This is a genomic window from Nostoc sp. UHCC 0302 (assembly GCF_038096175.1).
In the GTDB taxonomy this organism is placed as follows: Bacteria; Cyanobacteriota; Cyanobacteriia; order Cyanobacteriales; family Nostocaceae; genus UHCC-0302.
Map to the genome: position 1 here is coordinate 3,635,034 of NZ_CP151099.1, position 17,756 is coordinate 3,652,789.

Here is a 17,756-nt window from a genome sequence, read left to right on the forward strand (position 1 = left end):
AAACTGCAAGATAGTTCAGTTTATAAATAATAATAGTTTTTTCCTAATTTAAATGTTTGCGGAATTTGTTTCTTTTTGCTGGGTTTCTATTGCAACGCCTGTCAGTGGAAGCGTAATCACAAACTCACTGCCTTCGCCCAAAGTAGAATTGACCTCAATCTTTCCTTGATGTTTTTCCACTACAATTTGACGAGCGATCGCTAACCCTAATCCAGTACCTTTTCCCACGCTTTTGGTAGTAAACAAATGCTCGAAAATCTTCTGTTTTAAATCATCTGCCATGCCGATACCGTTATCGCGCAGACGAATCAAAACAGATTGGCGATCGTCTGATAATTCTGTTTTCACAGTAATCAGGTTTGGTTTGGCTTCAATATCTCTAAAACTGCGTCCAATATTCGATTCTTCTAAAGCATCAATAGCATTTGCTAGGATATTCATAAACACCTGATTGAGTTGTCCGGGAAAGCATTTAATCGCAGGGATATTCCCGTAATTAGTCACAACTTCAATCGCGGGCCGAAAATTGTTAGCTTTGAGGCGGTGTTTGAGGATTAAAATTGTACTATTGATGCCTTCATGAAGATTAGTAGTTACTTGATGATTTTGGTCGGCACGGGAAAAAGTGCGGAGGCTGGTACTGATACATTTGATGCGATCGCACCCCAGTTTCATCGAGCCAATTATCTGGGGCAAGTCTTGGAGGAGATAGTCTAAATCAATCTCTGCGGCATGAGTTGCAATCTCTGTTTCCGGGGCGCGATCGCGATAGAAATTAAGATGTGCAATCAAGTCTTCAAGGGCTTGCTTTGCTTGATTTAAGTTACCAGAAATAAAGCCAACGGGATTGTTAATCTCGTGTGCTATCCCAGCAACGAGATTACCCAAAGCAGACATCTTTTCGCTTTGAATCATTTGCAATTGGGCATTTTGCAATTCTTGTAGCGCTGTTTCCAAATCTTCCGATTGTTGCCGCAACTGCATTTCTGATTCTCGAAGCGCAGTTTCGGCTTGATGCCGTTTGATTCCCAAAGCAATTTCCTGAGCTGCAAATTCCAAAAATTCTAGCACTTGCTCAGAAAGCAGTTGCCGAGAAAACATCGCAATCACACCCAGCAGTTGTCCACCGATCATCAATGGATAGCCGGCAAACGCGACCATATTCTCTTGTCTTGCCCAGTCTTTATCTCCGACTAGTGGGTCAGTTAAAACATCGTTGGTTAAATGGGGTAATTTTTCTTGAGCGATTAGGCCAATTTTGAATTTGCCCACCGGGACACGGGCGTGTCCACCGTTAATGTGGGTATACAGCCCTGAACTTGCCTGAAGCTCAAGCATGGCTTGATCAGAGCTCAAAGTCCAAATGCGGGCAAATGCTGCCCCCAAATGCTTTACCACAGCATCTGTGCAGAGTTGTAGCATTTCCTGGATATTTTCTTCACGAGCCAGGGCAGAATCTACATCTGCACGAAAAGCGTTAAGTCTAGCTTGGATGGCGAGTCCAGCTTCGGCACGTTTACGTTCGCTAATGTCAATCATCACGCCATCCCAAATTATCGAACCATCGGCTTGTAGCTCTGGTTGAGAGGTAGCTTGCACCCATTTCACAGTTCCTGACGCTGTGATGATGCGATATTCTGACTTAAACAGTGTTAGATTTTGGGCGGAGTCGACCCCGACTTGGCTAACGCTGGCGTAATCGTCAGGATGGATCATCGCATCAAGGCTATAAACCCCTGTCATAAGTTCTTCTGGCGTAACTTCGTACAGATCGTAACTAGCAGAGTTGGCATAGAGAGTTGAACTAGAACCGTCGGGAGTTAACCCGAAGCGATAGATCATACCCGGTATATTTTCGGTAAGTTTTTGAAAGCGGGCTTCACTAGCTTGCAGTGCTGTCAAGGATTGATGAAGGCGGGCATTGTCTAGAGCAATGGCTGCTTGGGCGCAGAGAAAAGTTGTAACTAAAAGGCGATCGCGTGTAAATACTCCTTTAATACAGCGATGTTCTAAATATAACAATGCTACTAATTTATCTTGATAGAGAATTGGCGTGCAAAGAACGCTTCGCGGCCGATATTGCAGCATATACCCATCTATCAATTCTGGACTGTCTGTTTTTTTACCATCAATAATTACTGGCTCAAGAGTTCTGTTGACATACTCAATCAGCTGTATCGGCACTATATTTGAGTCTGTCAGTGGTATAGTTCCCAGATGGGTAATGGGCGAAGAACAGCCTGATTGCAGGTAAGTTATGGCACGGATTTGCAATTCATTGTCGCTGGGCAGCAACAGCACACAGGTTTCGGCTCCGGTATTTTCCAAAATAGTCTGAGTGAGGCTGCTAATTAGTTCTTCTAGTTGGATGTTGCTAGAAATGGCTTGAGCGGCTTTGAGGACATCAGCGAGGCTGGTGCGACTACTTAAGACTTCAGTCGATTTGTAGTTAGCAACATGGGTAGAGGTTGCAAAGGTTTCCAGGGGATGGCAACTGAGTTTAGGTTGATTCACGATGGGCTGGAGTAACTGGGAATAGCGAGTTTCCAAATCGGCAGCTTTGGTTTTAGCACCCCAATGAGCATAGCCATAGTAGGCTTCTTGCAGATAGGCGGCGGCGACTTTTTCTTTGCCCCAATTGAGGTAAAACTTAGGTGCGAGTTCTTTGGCGAGAGCTTGTTCCTGGATATAATTGTTTTCTTTGGCAAGAGTAATAGCATATTCAATTGCTTCCATTCGCTGACCTAAAACTCGATGGCGTTCCGCTGTCACCAAATCATAATTTATGCTGGAAATTCATCGGCGCGTAAATTGCCCAATATTTGAGTTTTTCCTGGTTAGCAGCGATGCGTTCCTCCATCTGCTGTTGTGAGTCAGAGAGTTGCCCAAACAACACCAGTTGGGCTAAAGAATCATAGAAACGAAAGATGGATAGACACATCCTAGCGAAGACAGCATCCAAATACTGTCTTGCCTGCTCTAGTGCTTGTCCAAACGTTCCAAACAGATAGGAAACAACTAGTTTGTGAATCCAGAGTAAGCCTAATCCAGTGCGATCGCTTACTGTTTCATATAATGTAACTTTTTTTTGGTCAGATACCCGAATCGCTTGATAAACTGGGGTGCGCGACCTGACATATAGCTGATTTGTCAGCCGATATCCTGGTAAATCAATCTTGATGCTCTCCATTTTCAACCCCCAGAGTAAATTGCGAGAACTCTTTCCTTAGAATACCTAGCCTGAGTAGGAATTTCATAGGCAAACGATCACCTATGAGATGAGGTGTGTTTAAAATTTAAACAGCAATTAAATGGTAACTTGCTATAAGGTAAGATTTTTACAGCATTTTATTCTTGATTTAAAAGCGATCGCTCTGCGTGGTAAACAATAAGCGATCGCTTTTTGCTTTTATGTAGCCAAAGGTTATTAACCTAAAAAATCCCTGTTAATGTCCTCCTTCCCATATCTGAAGTTGTCTTTCGGCAGCTACTATGCAGTTGAGATACTTGGGTGGATACAAAAAATGTTCGTAAGCTAAAGACATCAGTCTAGCAGCCTCAGTATATGGTACTCGTCCTATTCCTGTACCCAATCCAGGACAAGCAATAGTATTTATTTTGTGCTTGGCATATTGATTATGATGCCGAACTGCCAGCAGCATAGCCCACATAGCTGTATAAGGAATATCTGTTCCAGCAATCGGCATGGGAACTCGCATAGTAGGTGTATGAGCCAAAAAAAGATGCTTTTGATGACCTGTTTCTACAGAACGGAATGAATTCCAGATTTTGGCAATTTGGCAACCGATGTTTTAAAGTTGCAGTTTTAATGGAAATATCAACACAACGGGATGTAAAGAAGTTGTACGAGGAATGGAGCTAACGCTCCTGCTTCAAGAGTCCCGGCTATGCCAGTTGTTGTCGCAAGTTCTGTAGAATATCTCTACAAATTGATACAGTACTTGCTACATGAGCGTTACCGCTCCACAACTGGCTAGAAATCAAACAAAAACACATAGTGCGGATTTGCTTGAATTAAGGAAGGTAAGAAATGCGGATAATGGACATTTATTCCTAAGAACATCGCTCCCATCGTAAAATTTTTAGTAGCCGATGGGTAGTAGATTACAAAATAGCATCTTCACCAATGGTAGTTACACGACAATATGAAGCAAGAGTAAGAGAATTTACCTGAAGTAAGCACAAAAGGAGCGTGTATACAGATGGGGAAAGGGAGGTTAGAAGCATTCAGCGATGGAGTAATCGCTATCATTATCACCATTATGGTACTGGAGTTGAAAGTGCCACATGGCTCTGATTTGGCTGCGTTACGTCCGCTGATACCAGTATTTTTGAGCTATCTGCTGAGTTTTATTTTTCTCGGCATTTACTGGAACAATCATCATCACTTATTGCAAGCAGTCCGTCATGTTAATGGTCGTATTCTTTGGGCTAACCTGCATTTACTGTTCTGGTTGTCATTAATCCCCTTCGTCACGGCCTGGATGGGCGAAAACCACTTCGCTGCTTTGCCAGTTGCATTTTATGGTATGGTACTGTTGTTTGCTGCACTTGCTTACTTCATTCTTGGCCGCAGCCTCATTTATCACCACGGCAAAGATTCTGCTCTGGCAACTGCACTAGGTGAAGACTTCAAAGGAAGAATATCGGTAGTTTTCTATGTTATGTCAATTCCACTTGCCTTTGTGAACTCGTGGTTTTCTTGTGGATTGTACGTTCTGGTCGCGATTATGTGGCTCATCCCTGACAGGCGTATTGAGAAGACTCTCACGCCGTGAGAGGGCAGTGACAAAGCAAAACCCTATCATTCAAACAGCTACTATGAGGTAACTTGCTGTATTTATAAAAAACTGGTAAGATTCTCATAGCATTTTATTCTTGATTTCAAAGCGATCGCTCTGCTGTAGTAAACAATAGGCGATCGCTTTTACCTTTCTTTAGCTCTATATATAAAAAGTCAGGCAGCTATTCAACAGGCGCTATTTTTTATAAAAAATAAAATATTTATTAGATTTTTAAAATATATGGTTAAAGTAGTGTAGGTGTTTAGGCAATTAAGTAGGTAGGTGCCAAAAAAGTCAGCTATGTTAAGATATGTAAAGACTGATAATGCATCTACAAGGTAGTTGGTGTATGGGTGCGCGTTTAAGGGTATTTCTGACTCCTGAGCAAGACCAAACTTTACTAAATCTGAGAAAACAGGATGTACCACAGAAAGTCAAAGACAGGGCGGAAATAATCAGGCTAAATGCACATGGTTGGTATGTAGAGAAGATAGCAGATCACTTTGATTGTCACAAAAAAACAGTCACAAAAGTTTTGCATCAATGGCAAAAACTGGGCACAGAAGGGCTTTGGGAATCTCCTGGGCGAGGGGGGAAACCAAAGTGGCTTGAGGATGACATGATATTTTTAGAAGAATGCCTCAGAAACGAGCCACGCACATACAATAGTTCTCAGTTAGCTTTGAAGTTGAAAACAGAACGCAACGTTGAGATGAGTGCCGACAGATTAAGACGGGTACTCAAAAAAAGGGGGTCGATTGGAAACGGACAAGGAAAAGCCATAAAGGAAAACAAGACCCAGTAGCACGAGCAAACAAGCAAGCAGACCTAGACATGTTGGAATTAGCTGCTGCCACTGGTGAAATAGACCTGAAATACCTAGACGAGTCAGGGTTCTGTATGTGGAGCGAACCTAGTTATACATATTACTTTAGAGGTGAGCAAAAACGGTTAGAACAGACTAAACGCCGTGGTCGCAGATTAAGTATTATCGGGCTTCTCCAACCTTTAATCAGTTTTGTTTACGGTTTAGTTATCGGTGGTGTTGACCGTAAATCTTATATAGAAATGATGGAGAAAGAAGCCAAACAAGCCCAAGAAACTGGACGTATCAGCGTGATTGTGCAAGATAACGGGCCAATACATCGCTGCCAAGAAGTTCAACAATTGTGGAAAAAATGGGAAAGTCAGGGTTTGTACATCTTTTTTCTCCCGAAATATTGCTCAGAAATGAATCCAATTGAATTGGAATGGCAACATCTCAAGAAAGATGAGTTATCCGGGCAAGCATTTGATGATGAGCTAGATCTCGCTTACGCCGTCATCAATGGTGTTCAAGCTAGAGGAAAAAAAAACAATCACAACACACATCGTGTAAAATTTAGCTCTAGATTATCAACTTAAGATTTTGTTACATAGTAGAAAATTTCGGTGCCTACCTACTTATTCTTGCTGCTTGACTTTACCAGGAAGCGTGATTAGTTTTCATACTGCACGTAGTGCGATCGCATTCCGAATTGAGTTCTCAATAAGTATTATAGTTTTGATTTTTGTTCACCAAAGTAGAATTTTAATCACCAATCAATGTACATCGATTCTTCAAGTTCAAGTAGATACAATGAATGAAACAATGTACATTGAGAGTTCAAACTAGTAACTACTCTCTAGTTACTCAAAGCATCTTTAATATTATCAACAGTGCTTTGAATAACATTCTTTGTGTTGTCTACTGCTTTCTCTGTTCTTGCTGCATCTTCCTCTGCTCTTCTTTCAATAGTAGCTTTATCTCTCTTGGCTTTGCGTTCTACAAAACTACCATCGTTATCGGTTGCTTGCTCAACTTTACTGGCATTACTATTTGCAGCTTCCTTAACCTTATCTTTTGTATCTTGGATGAAATTCTTAGCTCGTCCAGCATCTTCCCTGGCTTTTCCTTTGACCTGATTGCCTGCGTCTGCTGATGCAATCAAGTTTGTAGCGGTATCAGCCATTGCTACAGTGTTAGAGAAAAACGCACCTTGCCAAACGAAAGCGATCGCACAGACACAAAACATAGCTGTAGCTATCCAGCGTCCTACAGTCGAAAGCTTGGTTGTAAAATAATTTAGTTTCATAGAATACAATGTCCATGACATTTAGCATTCTATTTTTACTTCATTTGGCTTATCAGCCCAATCTTTCCTTAGACAGAGGTTCTCTCATCAAAAGTTATTAAATAAATTCGCTCTTTCAATAGATTACTAAAAGACCAGCACTCCATTACTAAGATAGAACTTACGCATACTCTATAAATTTTAGTGTTCTTCTCCTGTCGGAGACTGGAGGCGAAAGAACGCCAAATTACAGATTAGCCTCCACAGGCGACTAATTATCAAAATGCTTTAATTAAAGTGCCTTGAGTCGGCTTATTTAAAACTGCTCTAGCTAAATTTCCACTAACATTACCATCAATTATCCAACAATCAACTCCTAAACTGGAGATAGCAAAAAACTCCTCAACTTTTTTGGCCATACCGCCAGTAACATCTATTGATTCACTTTCGCCTAAAGCAGCTTTGATTTGAGGATAGTTCACTGGAGTAATATTAGATAGTACTTGTCCATCTTCACCGAGGACACCTGGATAATTTCCAGCATTTACTAATCGAACTTGAAACTTACCTTGAGAATAGAAATATTTAGCTAGTTCTGCCAACAAAGTATCTGTAGAAAGAATAGTACCACCAATAGCTTTGTCCAGAACGACATCACCAAAAACTAAAGGAATTAAACCAGCTTGTAGGCTATTTTCTATTACAGAAAAATCGATTGTAAATAGTTTTTTATTCTGAGTAATTGCCATAGTTACAGGTGGCAAGCTGATCACTGGTAAACCTGCTTGTAAAAAAATCTTAGCTAGTAGAATATTTAAATCTAAAGCATCTTGATGGACTAAACAAAATCCTAGTTTGTCTGCATCACAGAAAAAGCCATCGATTGTATTGTATTTCTTCGCTGATTGGTGAGCAAATGAACCAGCGCCATTGCCAATAATCAATTGCAGATTGGGATTTTCAAGCCTGATCAAGCTTATTTGCTCCACCAGATGTGTCATAATTTCGGGTCGAGCAGTATAAGGTTTACCCTTGTCAGTAATTAAGGAACCTCCCAGCTTAATTAATACTAGTTCCATGATGAAATTTTGAACAAGGCAGGACATAAACTTTTTGGAAGTTTAGCATAATTGATAAACAACGCAGTTCTATTGGGTGATAATTACACACTGCTAAATCGACAGCGACAGCAAAAGCACTCTTTATCCCACCAACGCCAAATAGCTCAAACGCTTGCTGCACCAAATCATTTTGGAGAATCAGAGTCAGGGGAATATATAGACAGATTAGTAGCGAAAGAGATTATTGCGATCGCTCAAACATACTCTGCTGGAAGTATTGTTCTACCTAAGTTGGACAATATGCGAGAGCAAGTTCAAAGCGAGGTTCAAGCCAAAGCAGAACAAAAATCAGACTTAATAGAAGTTCAAAAACAGTATGCCAAACAGTACCGAGTTAGCGTTCATCAATGGAGTTATGGCAGATTGATGGCAAATATTCATTCGTCAGCTGTTAAAGCTGGAATTGTTATACAGGAGTCAAAACAGCCAATTCGAGGTAGCCCACAGGAGAAAGCTAAAGAATTAGCGATCGCAGCTTACTATTCCCACAAAATAAACTGATTGACAAAACACCGAACTTTGACAATAAAATAAGAAAATTCAACAGCACCGCAGTTCATGCTTGTTACAAGCCTCTGTGCTGTGTAAATTTGGGTTAGTTTGACTGCTGTTAAACAGTCTTGCTTTCTGATCCTTGTAGCTGCCCTCCTTGATGCTGCTGTCCCTTGCGGACAGGAATTAGGTGCGCTTTATGAATCTATAAAAAAAGTTTTTTAGAAAAGGGTGGGTTGAAAGCGAATCCAGTTACGTCCTTGTTAGACTGGTATTGTGGCTATAGCAGTTCATCTTGAATATAGGGTATCCAGACTGCCTAGTCAGACTGCCTAGTAGTCACTAATTTGTTAACAGTGACAAATAATTAGTTAATGTACAACCACAGTGACAAATAATTAGTCACTGTACAACAACATATGGACGTAACTGGATTCGAACCAGTGACCTCTACGATGTCAACGTAGCGCTCTAACCAACTGAGCTATACGTCCTTACCACACGATTATCAATAATAGCATAGATTTCTCGAAAACGCCAAACCAAGGGCAAAAAGCAGGCGAACTCCATAACTTGACGAATCAATAATTAAGGCTTGGCGATAGTGATTATCCATGCTTATGTAGCTGGGTAACAATTGTATATTGTTGAACGAAAGCTATAAAACCACATAGACTACTGAGTGATGCTTTTACCCTTGTTGGTATATAACTCTGGATAGTTTAAAATTGGTAACCAGTTTCGTTAATATTTATAAGGTGAATAAAAATGATTTTAATTAGGTAGAATGCCAACTGCTTTAATTACTGGTGCATCTAGTGGTATTGGTAAAGCCTTTGCTGATGAACTAGCTGCACGCCAGACAAATCTTGTTCTGCTTGCCCGTTCTGAAGAGAAACTCAATCAACTAGCTAAACAACTACAAGACCAATACAAAATTAAAGTAGACGTTATAGTTAAAGACCTCACAGAAGCTAATGCGGCGGCTGCTGTTTTTGATGTTATCAAAACCAAAGGATTGACAATTGATTTATTAATTAACAATGCTGGTTTTGGTGAATATGGAGACTTTGCTGAAGGTGACGGAGAAAAGCAAGTCAAAATTGTACAATTAAACATTTTGGCATTAGTCGATTTAACACATAAATTTCTACCTCTAATGCGCCAACGTGGTGCAGGCGGCATTATTAACGTATCTTCTATTACCGGATTTCAACCAATACCATATCTTTCTGTTTATGCTGCCAGTAAAGCTTTTATTCTTAGTTTTAGTGAAGCACTCTGGGCAGAAAATTTTCCTTACGGTGTCCGAGTTTTAGTCACTTGTCCAGGCCCAATAGAAACAAACTTTTTTGCAGAAGCTAATTTTCCTACCGCACTGGCAAGAAGCACAGATAAAATGTATTCTGCTAAAAAAGTGGTTTGTGAAACACTACAAGCTTTAGAAAATGGACTACCAACTGTTATAACTTCTGATATTACTACTAGTCTCAGAAGTAAATTATCTCGCCTCATACCACGGAAAATTCTACTTAGTATGTTGGCAAAACATTTTAAAACCTAAGTATAGGCAGAAGTTAGAAGTACAGACACGATTATACTCTTACGAGAAGCCGCTCTTCGAGCGTCTACGTGTCTGTGCAGGAGTTAAAAGTTATTTCTTCCTGATCTGTCCCTCTTTACTTTCTACATATACCTTGTTAATTGAACTCGGTAACGGTCTTTTTTAGTGACGGCGATTTCGCCAACTTCTAAACGCCCTTTACTACGAATGGCGATTAAGTCGCCTGATTTAACTTGGGAACTTGCTTGAGTAATTTCCTTCCAATTGACGCGCACATCACCCGCATCAATTAAATCAACCATTTTGCTGCGGGACATCCCAAAACCAGCAGATGCGATCGCATCTAGTCGCAAGGAAGCTTCAACGGTGGTTAATTCTTTTTTCTTGGGTTCCCTAACCTTTAATTCGTTGATATCAATTGGTTGGGTTTTCACCGAAACTGATCGCACCTGCTTGAGACTCATTTCTAAAAATTCTGTCAATTCTGGTGCTACAATTGTCTGCGCTCCCCGTTCTCCTAAAACAATAATATCCCCTGTCTTTTCGCGGACAATTCCTGTTCCGAGCATTGCGCCTAAAAAGTCGCGATGAGTGGCAGTATCAAATAAAAAATTACCGGCAATTTCTAATGCAACAAGGGCGACTTGAGATTGATCTAGGGGGATTTCTGAGCGGGCGATCGCTATTCTTTGGCGTTCGGCTTGCGGATATCCACCCCACGCTACTATTTGCACTTCTGTTAACCGACTAAACACTCGTTGAATTTCTGCCAATTCTGGGGGAGACAGAAAATCTGTCAAAACAACTTCCCAAGTTTTTATAGCTTGTTCTGCTTGATCTATTACACGAGCTACACTATCTCGATTTTCAACACCTTTTAAAAGTTCTTCTCTTGGTAACATTCTTAAAATTTTTAGATATCAGTTGAGAATTAATCTGCTAAAACTGTATTGATTCTAACTTTAATTCCCATTTCAGGAGGCTTTCATCTCTCCCAATTTGTTACACCCTAGTTTTTCGAGAATGCGAATTGAGCCAGCATGATTATCAAGCGAATGAGCGATAATTCTTTTGAGTTCTTGCTGATACCATTTCATTATTAAAATGAAATGGTATGAGTAAAGGCAAAATTGGCCAGTGCTTGAACTGCTTCAAAGGCAAACCACTGTTGGCAATATGCCCAAAGAAAGCATTTTATAACCCATTTTTATAGTTACTTGCTCATTGGGTTTGCCAATTCAAAATAATTGGGGACTTGTGACGACTGGGTAGGGGCAAAACTTCTTCCTAGTCCCTAACCCCCAGCCCCTATGAAGCCGCTGTGTTGTAATATGTAAAATGTGCTTCATTCTCTACACAGTACTTGGGTCAGCATAACCTTGAATATTTTCCGGGTCAAACTGACGTAATATCTTGGTTGACTGCCGAGTGAGCATTTCCGAACCTTGAACTACGATTAAATATTTACCTGCATCTAAACGATTGCGGTAGGGTAAAGCATCCCCACTACCAAAGAGTAAGCCCCCTCCGCCACCGACTACCACGCCACCCATCGCGCCACTCGCAGCACCCAGCAATCCCCCAACTATGTGATTGCCAATTTCACCTGCCCAAGCAAAAGTATCCAAACCAGTGATGAGGCTGAAGGTAAAACCAGCAAAAAAGCCAAATGGTATTAGCCAAGTTGTCATCAGCCGTGCTTGCTTTTTAGCTTGGTCTTTAGGATCAATAAACCCAAACTCATCAGCACTTTTATATCCCCTGCCCAGGATAGTACTTTTTATGCCTTTTTCTTCTAGAGCTAAGTAAGCACCTTCGGCTTGAATACGGTCTGACAATACAGCAACAAGGTAATTCATTGATTTAAAAATAGTTGTCTAATAGAAATTTTGCTTTAATTAACAGCGACAAGAGGAATTACTGTGCAAAGATAAAATATAAAATTTATTTTGCATATTTTCCGAAGTTTTAATGATTGTAATCTGACTCACCTTATGGAAAATCGCTGTGTATCTTTTAACTTCACTCCATCTTGTCATCGCCTCAGATAACATATCACTTTAGGGAATCAAGTGGTTCACAAAAATTATTTACACCTTGCTTGAGGACATATATCAAAACTGGGGTTGCCAAAATCTTAGGAAATGTTGGCATTGTTTTCAAGTGTTCCATCATCCCGTGAAGTGAGCCGTTGAGTAAGTCTTCCCGATATTGTTGTTCACAAATGACTGCACGCCATTTTCTTGCCAAAGCATCTAACCACTCTGAATTAGCTCTTTCTGGCTGTTGTCCTGCCCGAATTGCTAGCGTCATCGCAGCATCTTCTAAATCTCCATCACAGTCTTCAATCAAATCCAAGACTTCTAACGCTACGGAGTCTTCTGCTAATTGAGAACGAAACTGTGCAATCTCTTTCGATGTTACTGTAGTCATGAATTTTTGACAAGGCGAGCAATGAAACACTTAGTTATGTTATTCCAATTGTGGCTTATTGATACTATTTTAATGTGATAATTGCTTTCATTTATTTCTTGAGTTAGTGTTATATTATATACCAATAAGTTGTGTAATATGCAACATAAATTATCGTATTTTAGTAGTTATACTTAATTTCAAAAATCAGATGTTGCAGATAGTAAGTAGTAAAATTTTTATCTAGTGCTATGTTTGATCTGCCTGGACTTCGCCCTAATCTAGCTCCCGGTGTCTCTTTATAAGTCGATGTTTGATATATCGACCCATAGATCAACGTGATCGAATAACAATTTTGAACTTTACATCTACATTCTGATAATAAACGAAACATATTTTAATTATTGTTTCCCTAAAATTAATATTCTTCAACCAAAGTTAAAAATTTTCAGTAGTAAGTCAAAAATAATAGCGATCGCCTGATGAAATGCCAACGGGTTTGTAAAGGATAATTGATATTTGTTGTCAAAACAAGCCATGAGGTAAGACACTAGGAATACAACACACGCAATTATTTTTATGACTGCTATTTCTAACATTGAATATAAGCGACCAATTTGGCAAATCGCTATGATGTTGACTTTAGGCTTTTGGCTCAGTGCTAGCTTAGTTTTAGATTGGGTAATTATGCCTAGTCTTTATCTTTCTGGAATGATGAGCCAAGCTGGTTTTACAACAGCAGGCTACACGATTTTTTGGAATTTTAATCGCATGGAATTATTAGCTGCTGCTGTAGTATTAACTGGAGCGCTGGCTGTAAGCAAAACTCGATATCATCGGCAGATTGGGGCGATTGTTTTATCGGCACTACTGTTAACTGTAGCTCTGCTTGATACGTATTTTTTAACTCCGCAAATGTGCGCGACTGGAATTCAGCTCAACCTATTTGATGCAGCAACTGCAATTCCAACAACAATGAATTTACTGCATGGTGGTTACTGGTTACTAGAAATTGTCAAATTAGTGGCTGGTGCAACACTTTTAAACTGGTGCTGGCAGCAGCAAGCTGAGTTAAGATAACGAATTGTAGCCGCGAGAATATTGATTTTTAATTTTCACGCAAACATCAGCCAGCGTGTTGGAAAATCCACACTGTGAATGGATTACCTAACTTCAAGTAAATGCTGTGCAAAGACGCAAAGATATACTTTGCGTCTTTTTGATTAGATATTTAGTTAGGATTTTAAGATACTCAGTAGAGACGTACAAGTGTAGAATTTACGGGTTGCAAAGATTTTTGGAAATGGTATTGGGTAATAAAAATTACGTAATTACTACCCAAATCAAGTTATAGAGTGTTAATTTTAGGTATTAAAATCTACATACAGAAAGTTGTAATTTAATGTCTAAATTAGCATCAGTAGCCATGTTAGCCACAGTCCTTGCGCTTAGCTCAATTGATAACCCTACTGCTACACTGGCTGGAACCTGTGCTTCTCAGTGTGGTCAAGCTCCAATTCAGTTTATCCCAGGTCAACACATCCGCTTGGAAGTGATTAACATCACATCTAACTTAGTGAAACTAGAAAAAGTAAAAGCAAGTGAACTAATTTCTCTGCAACCAGGACAGAAATTACAATTCGAGCAGGAAGACGCTACACAACAAAATGTATCTCTTGTTTTCTGGAATGAAAGAGGATTACCACTACAAGCAATTGTTTCTAAACCAAACTTTGGTACATTGCGTGTAGAACTCCGTCGTGGAAACCGTAACCCAGGCGATCGCTCTCTTTATATTCTCAACGACGGTCGTGTAAACATATTCTAGAAGCTAAATTATGATTCTGGAAGCAGTAATGCTCAATGTCAAAACCAGCACAGAGCAAGATTTTGAAAGCGCTTTCAAACAAGCCTCAAATATAATTGCGTCGATGAATGGTTACATATCCCATGAACTGCATAAATGTCTGCAAATCAGAGGTAAATATTTATTGCTAGTAAGGTGGGAAACTTTAGAAGCACATACAGTCGGATTTAGAGGCTCTGCTGAATATCAGGAATGGAAGCAACTTCTACACCATTTTTATGAGCCATTTCCGACAGTTGAGCATTTTGTACCCATCTTAAATCAAGCAAAAAATTGATAGAATGTTTTGACCTTTAAATATAACTAATTAAAAGGGTGAAGATACTTTAAAATTCACCCTTTTGATTTAAAGCTAATAGCTAAATGTCAGACAGACCTACACTCCAACAACCAAAACACCGTAAGCGCTTACCTAACCAGCGCTGGCACATTTACCCACAGCAAACCGAATTAGCTCAAAAGCTGGCGAGTGTGATAAATCTCTCACCCGTTATCAGCCAGCTGTTGATTAATCGCGGTATTGAAACGCCAAAACAAGCACAAGCATTTTTAGAGCCAGAATCTTTAATTTTGCCTTCGCCACTAGAAGAATTCCCTGATTTGGCAATTAGTTTAGAGTTATTGCAAGAAGCGATCGCCTCTCAAAAAAAAATCGCTATTTGCGGTGACTACGATGCTGATGGAATGACAAGCACTGCTTTACTATTGCGTAGTCTCCGTACTCTAGGCGCACAAGTCGATTATGCTATTCCTAGCCGGATGCACGAAGGCTACGGTATCAATAAACGCATAGTAGAAGAATTTCACAGCGAAGGTGTATGGCTGATTCTGACTGTAGATAATGGTATCTCTGCATATGAACCAGTTGCTAGAGCTAAAGAATTAGGTCTAAAAGTAATTATTACTGACCACCATGACATCCCCCAGAAATTGCCGCCAGCTGATGCTATTCTCAATCCCAAACTGATAGCAGAATCTTCACCTTATAGAGGTGTTGCTGGTGTAGGTGTCGCCTACATCCTAGCAGTTTCTTTAGCACAACAGTTAGGGGAAACTAAGGGCTTAATTAAGCCAATGCTAGCACTGTTTACATTGGGAACGATCGCAGATTTAGCTCCCTTAACTGGTGTAAATCGTCGTTGGGTAAAACGCGGCTTACAGCATTTACCCAAATCCGATTTGCCAGGAATACAGGCTTTAATTCAAGTCGCAGGTGTGCAGGCGAAGGGTACAGGGGAGCAGGGGAGCAGAGGGGCAGGGGAGCAAGGGGGCAGGGGAGCAAGGGGGCAGGAGAGCAATTATCAATTACCAATTACCAATTATCAATCGAAAGTCCAAAATCCTAAAACGTTGAAGCCGGAGGATATTGGGTTTCGTCTTGGGCCGAGAATTAATGCTATTGGTCGAATAGGTGATCCCCTGACTGTGATTGAATTGCTGACTACAGATGATATGGGAATAGCGCTGGAGAGAGCAATGCAGTGCGAACAGACAAACACCAGTCGTCAGCAAATGTGTGAGCAAATAGAACAAGAGGCGATCGCAATTGTAGAGACGTTGTATGCAACATCTCTACAGGATGACCGTGTATTAGTTGTTGTGGAACCTAATTGGCATCATGGCGTTATTGGTATTGTCGCTTCCCGCTTGGTGGAACGCTACGGCGTCCCCGTATTCATTGGTACTTACGAGGATGGAGAACACATCCGCGGTTCAGCGCGAGGAATTCCTGAGTTTGACGTGTTTGCAGCTTTGGAATATTGTCACGACTTGCTAGGCAAATTTGGTGGACACAAAGCAGCTGGGGGATTTTCTTTCCCAGTGCAGAATTTGCAGACGTTGCGATCGCGCTTAAGTGAGTTCGCTAATCAATGTCTTGAACCTCAACATCTCAAACCTCTACTCGAGATTGATGCTGAAGTCGACCTCAGTCAAATCAATCAGCAACTTTATCAACAGCTGAATGCTCTCCACCCTTGCGGTATCGACAACCCCGATCCGATGTTTTGGACACCTAATGTCCAAGTGGTTGAGCAACAAATTATTGGCAAGGGTCATATTAAAATGACCCTTGCTCAAACTATCGATAATCAACAGTATAAAATCAAAGCGATCGCTTGGCGTTGGGGCGACTATTTCCCCCTACCACCGCGACTAGATATCGCTTACAAACTCCGAGAAAATCATTTTAACGGCAACACTACTATCGAGTTAGAGTTACTCGGTGTCAGATTACCAATTGAATCTCAGCAAATTTTTGCCTATCCACGTACCCCATCTAGTACTACCTTTGAATACCAGCAACGTCGGTATACTTGTGGTGTCTATCAAAATGGTGCTGGCTCGGAATTAAGAATTAAAAATTCTGAAGGCAAAGTTCTAGTTATGCAGCCAGGACATATAATCGGTTTGCTGGGAACTAACCGTCAAAACGCTAAAGAAGTTGATATCTCTCAACCACAATATGACTGTATTATTCAAGCTGCGTTTCAGGCTTTATCAGTGCTGAGTACCGAGTGATAAGTTCTGAATCTTTTGTTATGAGTTATGAAGCTCTAAATTCAACCATTTTCTTTCACTCAGCACTCAGCACTCAGCGCTCTTATAGGTTGCCGTTGCGAAATGCTAGCACAAAGATTACTGCTGGGCCAGCAATCACGATTAGTCCCACAAACAGTAGTTGGAAAATAACTTCCCAGTTGATGCTGGTAAAGGTGTTAAACAAAGCGTCAAGCATTTTCCCTTCTTCCTCCCAAATTGTTTTATAAAAACCAATAACTCAATTGCGAAACCCGCAATTGATCATATCCGGGGATTGACTATCGAATTTAATTTAGTTAACAAAACTATAAGAAAAAACATAAAATGATAGTGATTGGGGACTGGGGATTAGGGATTAGGTACTGGGAAGAAGTTTTCCCCGTATTCAGTACCAAATCCTGAATCAATAATTAGGAACTGAGAAAGAGTTTTTCCCAGTCCCCAGTCCCCAGCCCCCAGTCCCCAGCCCCCAGTCCCCAGTCCCCAATCCCCAAAACTAAATGGCAACTTGGCAATGTGTAAAGCAATGTGGAGCCTGCTGTAATCTTGATCCAGCAGAGCGTCCAGATTTAGATGAGTATCTCACCGCAGCAGAACTGGAACTGTATCTCAGTATGGTAGGTGAAGGAGGCTGGTGTGTGAATTTCGACCATACAACGCGAGAATGCCGCATTTACGCAAATCGCCCCCGCTTCTGCCGTGTAGAACCAGAAATATTTCAAGATATGTATGGAGTTGAGTCAGAAGAAGTTAATGAGTTTGCCATTGACTGCTGTCGTGAGCAAATAGAGGGAGTATATGGCGATCGCAGTCTGGAAATGTTACGGTTTGACAAAGCTGTTGGGCTGTAAGCCGGTTGTT

19 protein-coding genes, 1 tRNA gene and 2 pseudogenes are annotated in these 17,756 nt (G+C 40.7%); 9 read left to right on the forward strand and 13 right to left on the reverse strand.

The genetic code is table 11. The features are described 5' to 3' along the window. Window positions 1–48 precede the first annotated feature (48 nt). The 4 genes and pseudogenes from WKK05_RS15750 to WKK05_RS15765 form a co-directional block, all read right to left on the reverse strand. Window positions 49–1,902: an ATP-binding protein gene (locus WKK05_RS15750; RefSeq protein WP_341531096.1), complete on the reverse strand. Its 1,854-nt coding sequence runs from the start codon at window positions 1,900–1,902 to the stop codon at window positions 49–51. 33 nt (window positions 1,903–1,935) lie between these two features. Beyond that, window positions 1,936–2,736: pseudogene (locus WKK05_RS15755) on the reverse strand (GAF domain-containing protein); the annotation flags it as partial. A 40-nt stretch (window positions 2,737–2,776) separates the two neighbouring features. Then, complete coding sequence (locus tag WKK05_RS15760; RefSeq protein WP_341530550.1) at window positions 2,777–3,190, reverse strand: hypothetical protein; 414 nt, start codon at window positions 3,188–3,190, stop codon at window positions 2,777–2,779. Window positions 3,191–3,446: 256 nt separating this feature from the next. After that, the gene (locus WKK05_RS15765; RefSeq protein WP_341530551.1) at window positions 3,447–3,737 is read right to left on the reverse strand and encodes a macro domain-containing protein; all 291 of its coding nucleotides are present in this window, start codon (window positions 3,735–3,737) and stop codon (window positions 3,447–3,449) included. Window positions 3,738–4,223: 486 nt separating this feature from the next. Here WKK05_RS15765 and WKK05_RS15770 point away from each other — a divergent pair, with 486 nt between their 5' ends. Both WKK05_RS15770 and WKK05_RS15775 read left to right on the forward strand, forming a co-directional pair. After that, window positions 4,224–4,799: a TMEM175 family protein gene (locus tag WKK05_RS15770; protein ID WP_341530552.1), complete on the forward strand. Its 576-nt coding sequence runs from the start codon at window positions 4,224–4,226 to the stop codon at window positions 4,797–4,799. Window positions 4,800–5,154: 355 nt separating this feature from the next. Further along, window positions 5,155–6,209, forward strand: a protein-coding gene (locus WKK05_RS15775) for an IS630 family transposase (protein ID WP_341525019.1) whose coding sequence is annotated in 2 segments (ribosomal slippage) — window positions 5,155–5,547 and window positions 5,550–6,209 — 1,053 coding nt in all. Because the reading frame shifts where the segments join, the coding sequence is not laid out codon by codon here. A gap of 260 nt (window positions 6,210–6,469) precedes the next feature. On the opposite strand, the gene WKK05_RS15780 is transcribed toward WKK05_RS15775, so the two are convergent. Both WKK05_RS15780 and WKK05_RS15785 read right to left on the reverse strand, forming a co-directional pair. Further along, the gene (locus tag WKK05_RS15780) at window positions 6,470–6,919 is read right to left on the reverse strand and encodes a hypothetical protein (protein ID WP_341530553.1); all 450 of its coding nucleotides are present in this window, start codon (window positions 6,917–6,919) and stop codon (window positions 6,470–6,472) included. A gap of 257 nt (window positions 6,920–7,176) precedes the next feature. Further along, entirely contained in the window at window positions 7,177–7,977 is an 801-nt protein-coding gene (locus WKK05_RS15785) for an isopentenyl phosphate kinase (protein ID WP_341530554.1), read from the reverse strand. Window positions 7,978–8,046: 69 nt separating this feature from the next. Here WKK05_RS15785 and cas12k point away from each other — a divergent pair. Continuing rightward, window positions 8,047–8,520, forward strand: a pseudogene (gene cas12k, locus WKK05_RS15790) (type V CRISPR-associated protein Cas12k); the annotation flags it as partial. Between the two features lie 411 nt (window positions 8,521–8,931). Here the strand turns inward: cas12k and WKK05_RS15795 are convergent. Next, window positions 8,932–9,005 (reverse strand) — tRNA-Val (locus tag WKK05_RS15795). A 293-nt stretch (window positions 9,006–9,298) separates the two neighbouring features. Between WKK05_RS15795 and WKK05_RS15800 the strand changes: the two genes are divergently transcribed. Further along, window positions 9,299–10,075 (forward strand): SDR family oxidoreductase, encoded by a 777-nt coding sequence (locus WKK05_RS15800; protein WP_341530555.1) that lies wholly within the window; start codon window positions 9,299–9,301, stop codon window positions 10,073–10,075. A gap of 122 nt (window positions 10,076–10,197) precedes the next feature. Here the strand turns inward: WKK05_RS15800 and WKK05_RS15805 are convergent, their stop codons facing one another. The 4 genes from WKK05_RS15805 to WKK05_RS15820 form a co-directional block, all read right to left on the reverse strand. Continuing rightward, entirely contained in the window at window positions 10,198–10,977 is a 780-nt protein-coding gene (locus WKK05_RS15805; protein WP_341530556.1) for a photosystem II S4 domain protein, read from the reverse strand. A gap of 72 nt (window positions 10,978–11,049) precedes the next feature. Continuing rightward, window positions 11,050–11,172 (reverse strand): hypothetical protein, encoded by a 123-nt coding sequence (locus tag WKK05_RS15810; protein WP_341530557.1) that lies wholly within the window; start codon window positions 11,170–11,172, stop codon window positions 11,050–11,052. 255 nt (window positions 11,173–11,427) lie between these two features. After that, window positions 11,428–11,934 carry a hypothetical protein gene (locus tag WKK05_RS15815; RefSeq protein ID WP_341530558.1) on the reverse strand — a complete coding sequence of 169 codons (507 nt, stop codon included), beginning with the start codon at window positions 11,932–11,934 and terminating at the stop codon, window positions 11,428–11,430. Window positions 11,935–12,130: 196 nt separating this feature from the next. Continuing rightward, the gene (locus tag WKK05_RS15820) at window positions 12,131–12,508 is read right to left on the reverse strand and encodes a hypothetical protein (RefSeq protein ID WP_341530559.1); all 378 of its coding nucleotides are present in this window, start codon (window positions 12,506–12,508) and stop codon (window positions 12,131–12,133) included. Between the two features lie 558 nt (window positions 12,509–13,066). Between WKK05_RS15820 and WKK05_RS15825 the strand changes: the two genes are divergently transcribed. The 4 genes from WKK05_RS15825 to WKK05_RS15840 all read left to right on the forward strand — a co-directional run bounded on the left by WKK05_RS15825 (window position 13,067) and on the right by WKK05_RS15840 (window position 16,874). Beyond that, window positions 13,067–13,567, forward strand: a complete 501-nt coding sequence (locus tag WKK05_RS15825) for a hypothetical protein (protein WP_341530560.1) — start codon at window positions 13,067–13,069, stop codon at window positions 13,565–13,567. Window positions 13,568–13,889: 322 nt separating this feature from the next. Beyond that, complete coding sequence (locus WKK05_RS15830) at window positions 13,890–14,315, forward strand: hypothetical protein (RefSeq protein WP_341530561.1); 426 nt, start codon at window positions 13,890–13,892, stop codon at window positions 14,313–14,315. 10 nt (window positions 14,316–14,325) lie between these two features. Next, window positions 14,326–14,631: an antibiotic biosynthesis monooxygenase gene (locus WKK05_RS15835; RefSeq protein WP_341530562.1), complete on the forward strand. Its 306-nt coding sequence runs from the start codon at window positions 14,326–14,328 to the stop codon at window positions 14,629–14,631. Between the two features lie 86 nt (window positions 14,632–14,717). Further along, entirely contained in the window at window positions 14,718–16,874 is a 2,157-nt protein-coding gene (locus tag WKK05_RS15840; RefSeq protein ID WP_341530563.1) for a DHH family phosphoesterase, read from the forward strand. An 82-nt stretch (window positions 16,875–16,956) separates the two neighbouring features. Here the strand turns inward: WKK05_RS15840 and WKK05_RS15845 are convergent, their stop codons facing one another. Both WKK05_RS15845 and WKK05_RS15850 read right to left on the reverse strand, forming a co-directional pair. Beyond that, on the reverse strand, window positions 16,957–17,091 hold the full coding sequence (locus tag WKK05_RS15845; RefSeq protein ID WP_341530564.1) for a photosystem II reaction center protein Ycf12: 135 nt from the start codon (window positions 17,089–17,091) through the stop codon (window positions 16,957–16,959). Between the two features lie 152 nt (window positions 17,092–17,243). Further along, entirely contained in the window at window positions 17,244–17,402 is a 159-nt protein-coding gene (locus tag WKK05_RS15850) for a hypothetical protein (RefSeq protein WP_341530565.1), read from the reverse strand. Here WKK05_RS15850 and WKK05_RS15855 point away from each other — a divergent pair. After that, window positions 17,396–17,746 carry a YkgJ family cysteine cluster protein gene (locus tag WKK05_RS15855; RefSeq protein WP_341530566.1) on the forward strand — a complete coding sequence of 117 codons (351 nt, stop codon included), beginning with the start codon at window positions 17,396–17,398 and terminating at the stop codon, window positions 17,744–17,746. The genes WKK05_RS15850 and WKK05_RS15855 overlap by 7 nt on opposite strands. The last annotated feature ends 10 nt before the right edge of the window (window positions 17,747–17,756 follow it).

Bases quoted from the DNA above. Each gene is read 5' to 3' on its own strand.
- WKK05_RS15760 (WP_341530550.1), bottom strand. From the start codon at position 3,190: ATGGAGAGCATCAAGATTGATTTACCAGGATATCGGCTGACAAATCAG.
- WKK05_RS15770 (WP_341530552.1), top strand. From the start codon at position 4,224: ATGGGGAAAGGGAGGTTAGAAGCATTCAGCGATGGAGTAATCGCTATC.
- WKK05_RS15780 (WP_341530553.1), bottom strand. From the start codon at position 6,919: ATGAAACTAAATTATTTTACAACCAAGCTTTCGACTGTAGGACGCTGG.
- WKK05_RS15785 (WP_341530554.1), bottom strand. From the start codon at position 7,977: ATGGAACTAGTATTAATTAAGCTGGGAGGTTCCTTAATTACTGACAAG.
- WKK05_RS15800 (WP_341530555.1), top strand. From the start codon at position 9,299: ATGCCAACTGCTTTAATTACTGGTGCATCTAGTGGTATTGGTAAAGCC.
- WKK05_RS15805 (WP_341530556.1), bottom strand. From the start codon at position 10,977: ATGTTACCAAGAGAAGAACTTTTAAAAGGTGTTGAAAATCGAGATAGT.
- WKK05_RS15810 (WP_341530557.1), bottom strand. From the start codon at position 11,172: ATGAAATGGTATCAGCAAGAACTCAAAAGAATTATCGCTCATTCGCTT.
- WKK05_RS15815 (WP_341530558.1), bottom strand. From the start codon at position 11,934: ATGAATTACCTTGTTGCTGTATTGTCAGACCGTATTCAAGCCGAAGGT.
- WKK05_RS15820 (WP_341530559.1), bottom strand. From the start codon at position 12,508: ATGACTACAGTAACATCGAAAGAGATTGCACAGTTTCGTTCTCAATTA.
- WKK05_RS15825 (WP_341530560.1), top strand. From the start codon at position 13,067: ATGACTGCTATTTCTAACATTGAATATAAGCGACCAATTTGGCAAATC.
- WKK05_RS15830 (WP_341530561.1), top strand. From the start codon at position 13,890: ATGTCTAAATTAGCATCAGTAGCCATGTTAGCCACAGTCCTTGCGCTT.
- WKK05_RS15835 (WP_341530562.1), top strand. From the start codon at position 14,326: ATGATTCTGGAAGCAGTAATGCTCAATGTCAAAACCAGCACAGAGCAA.
- WKK05_RS15840 (WP_341530563.1), top strand. From the start codon at position 14,718: ATGTCAGACAGACCTACACTCCAACAACCAAAACACCGTAAGCGCTTA.
- WKK05_RS15845 (WP_341530564.1), bottom strand. From the start codon at position 17,091: ATGCTTGACGCTTTGTTTAACACCTTTACCAGCATCAACTGGGAAGTT.
- WKK05_RS15855 (WP_341530566.1), top strand. From the start codon at position 17,396: ATGGCAACTTGGCAATGTGTAAAGCAATGTGGAGCCTGCTGTAATCTT.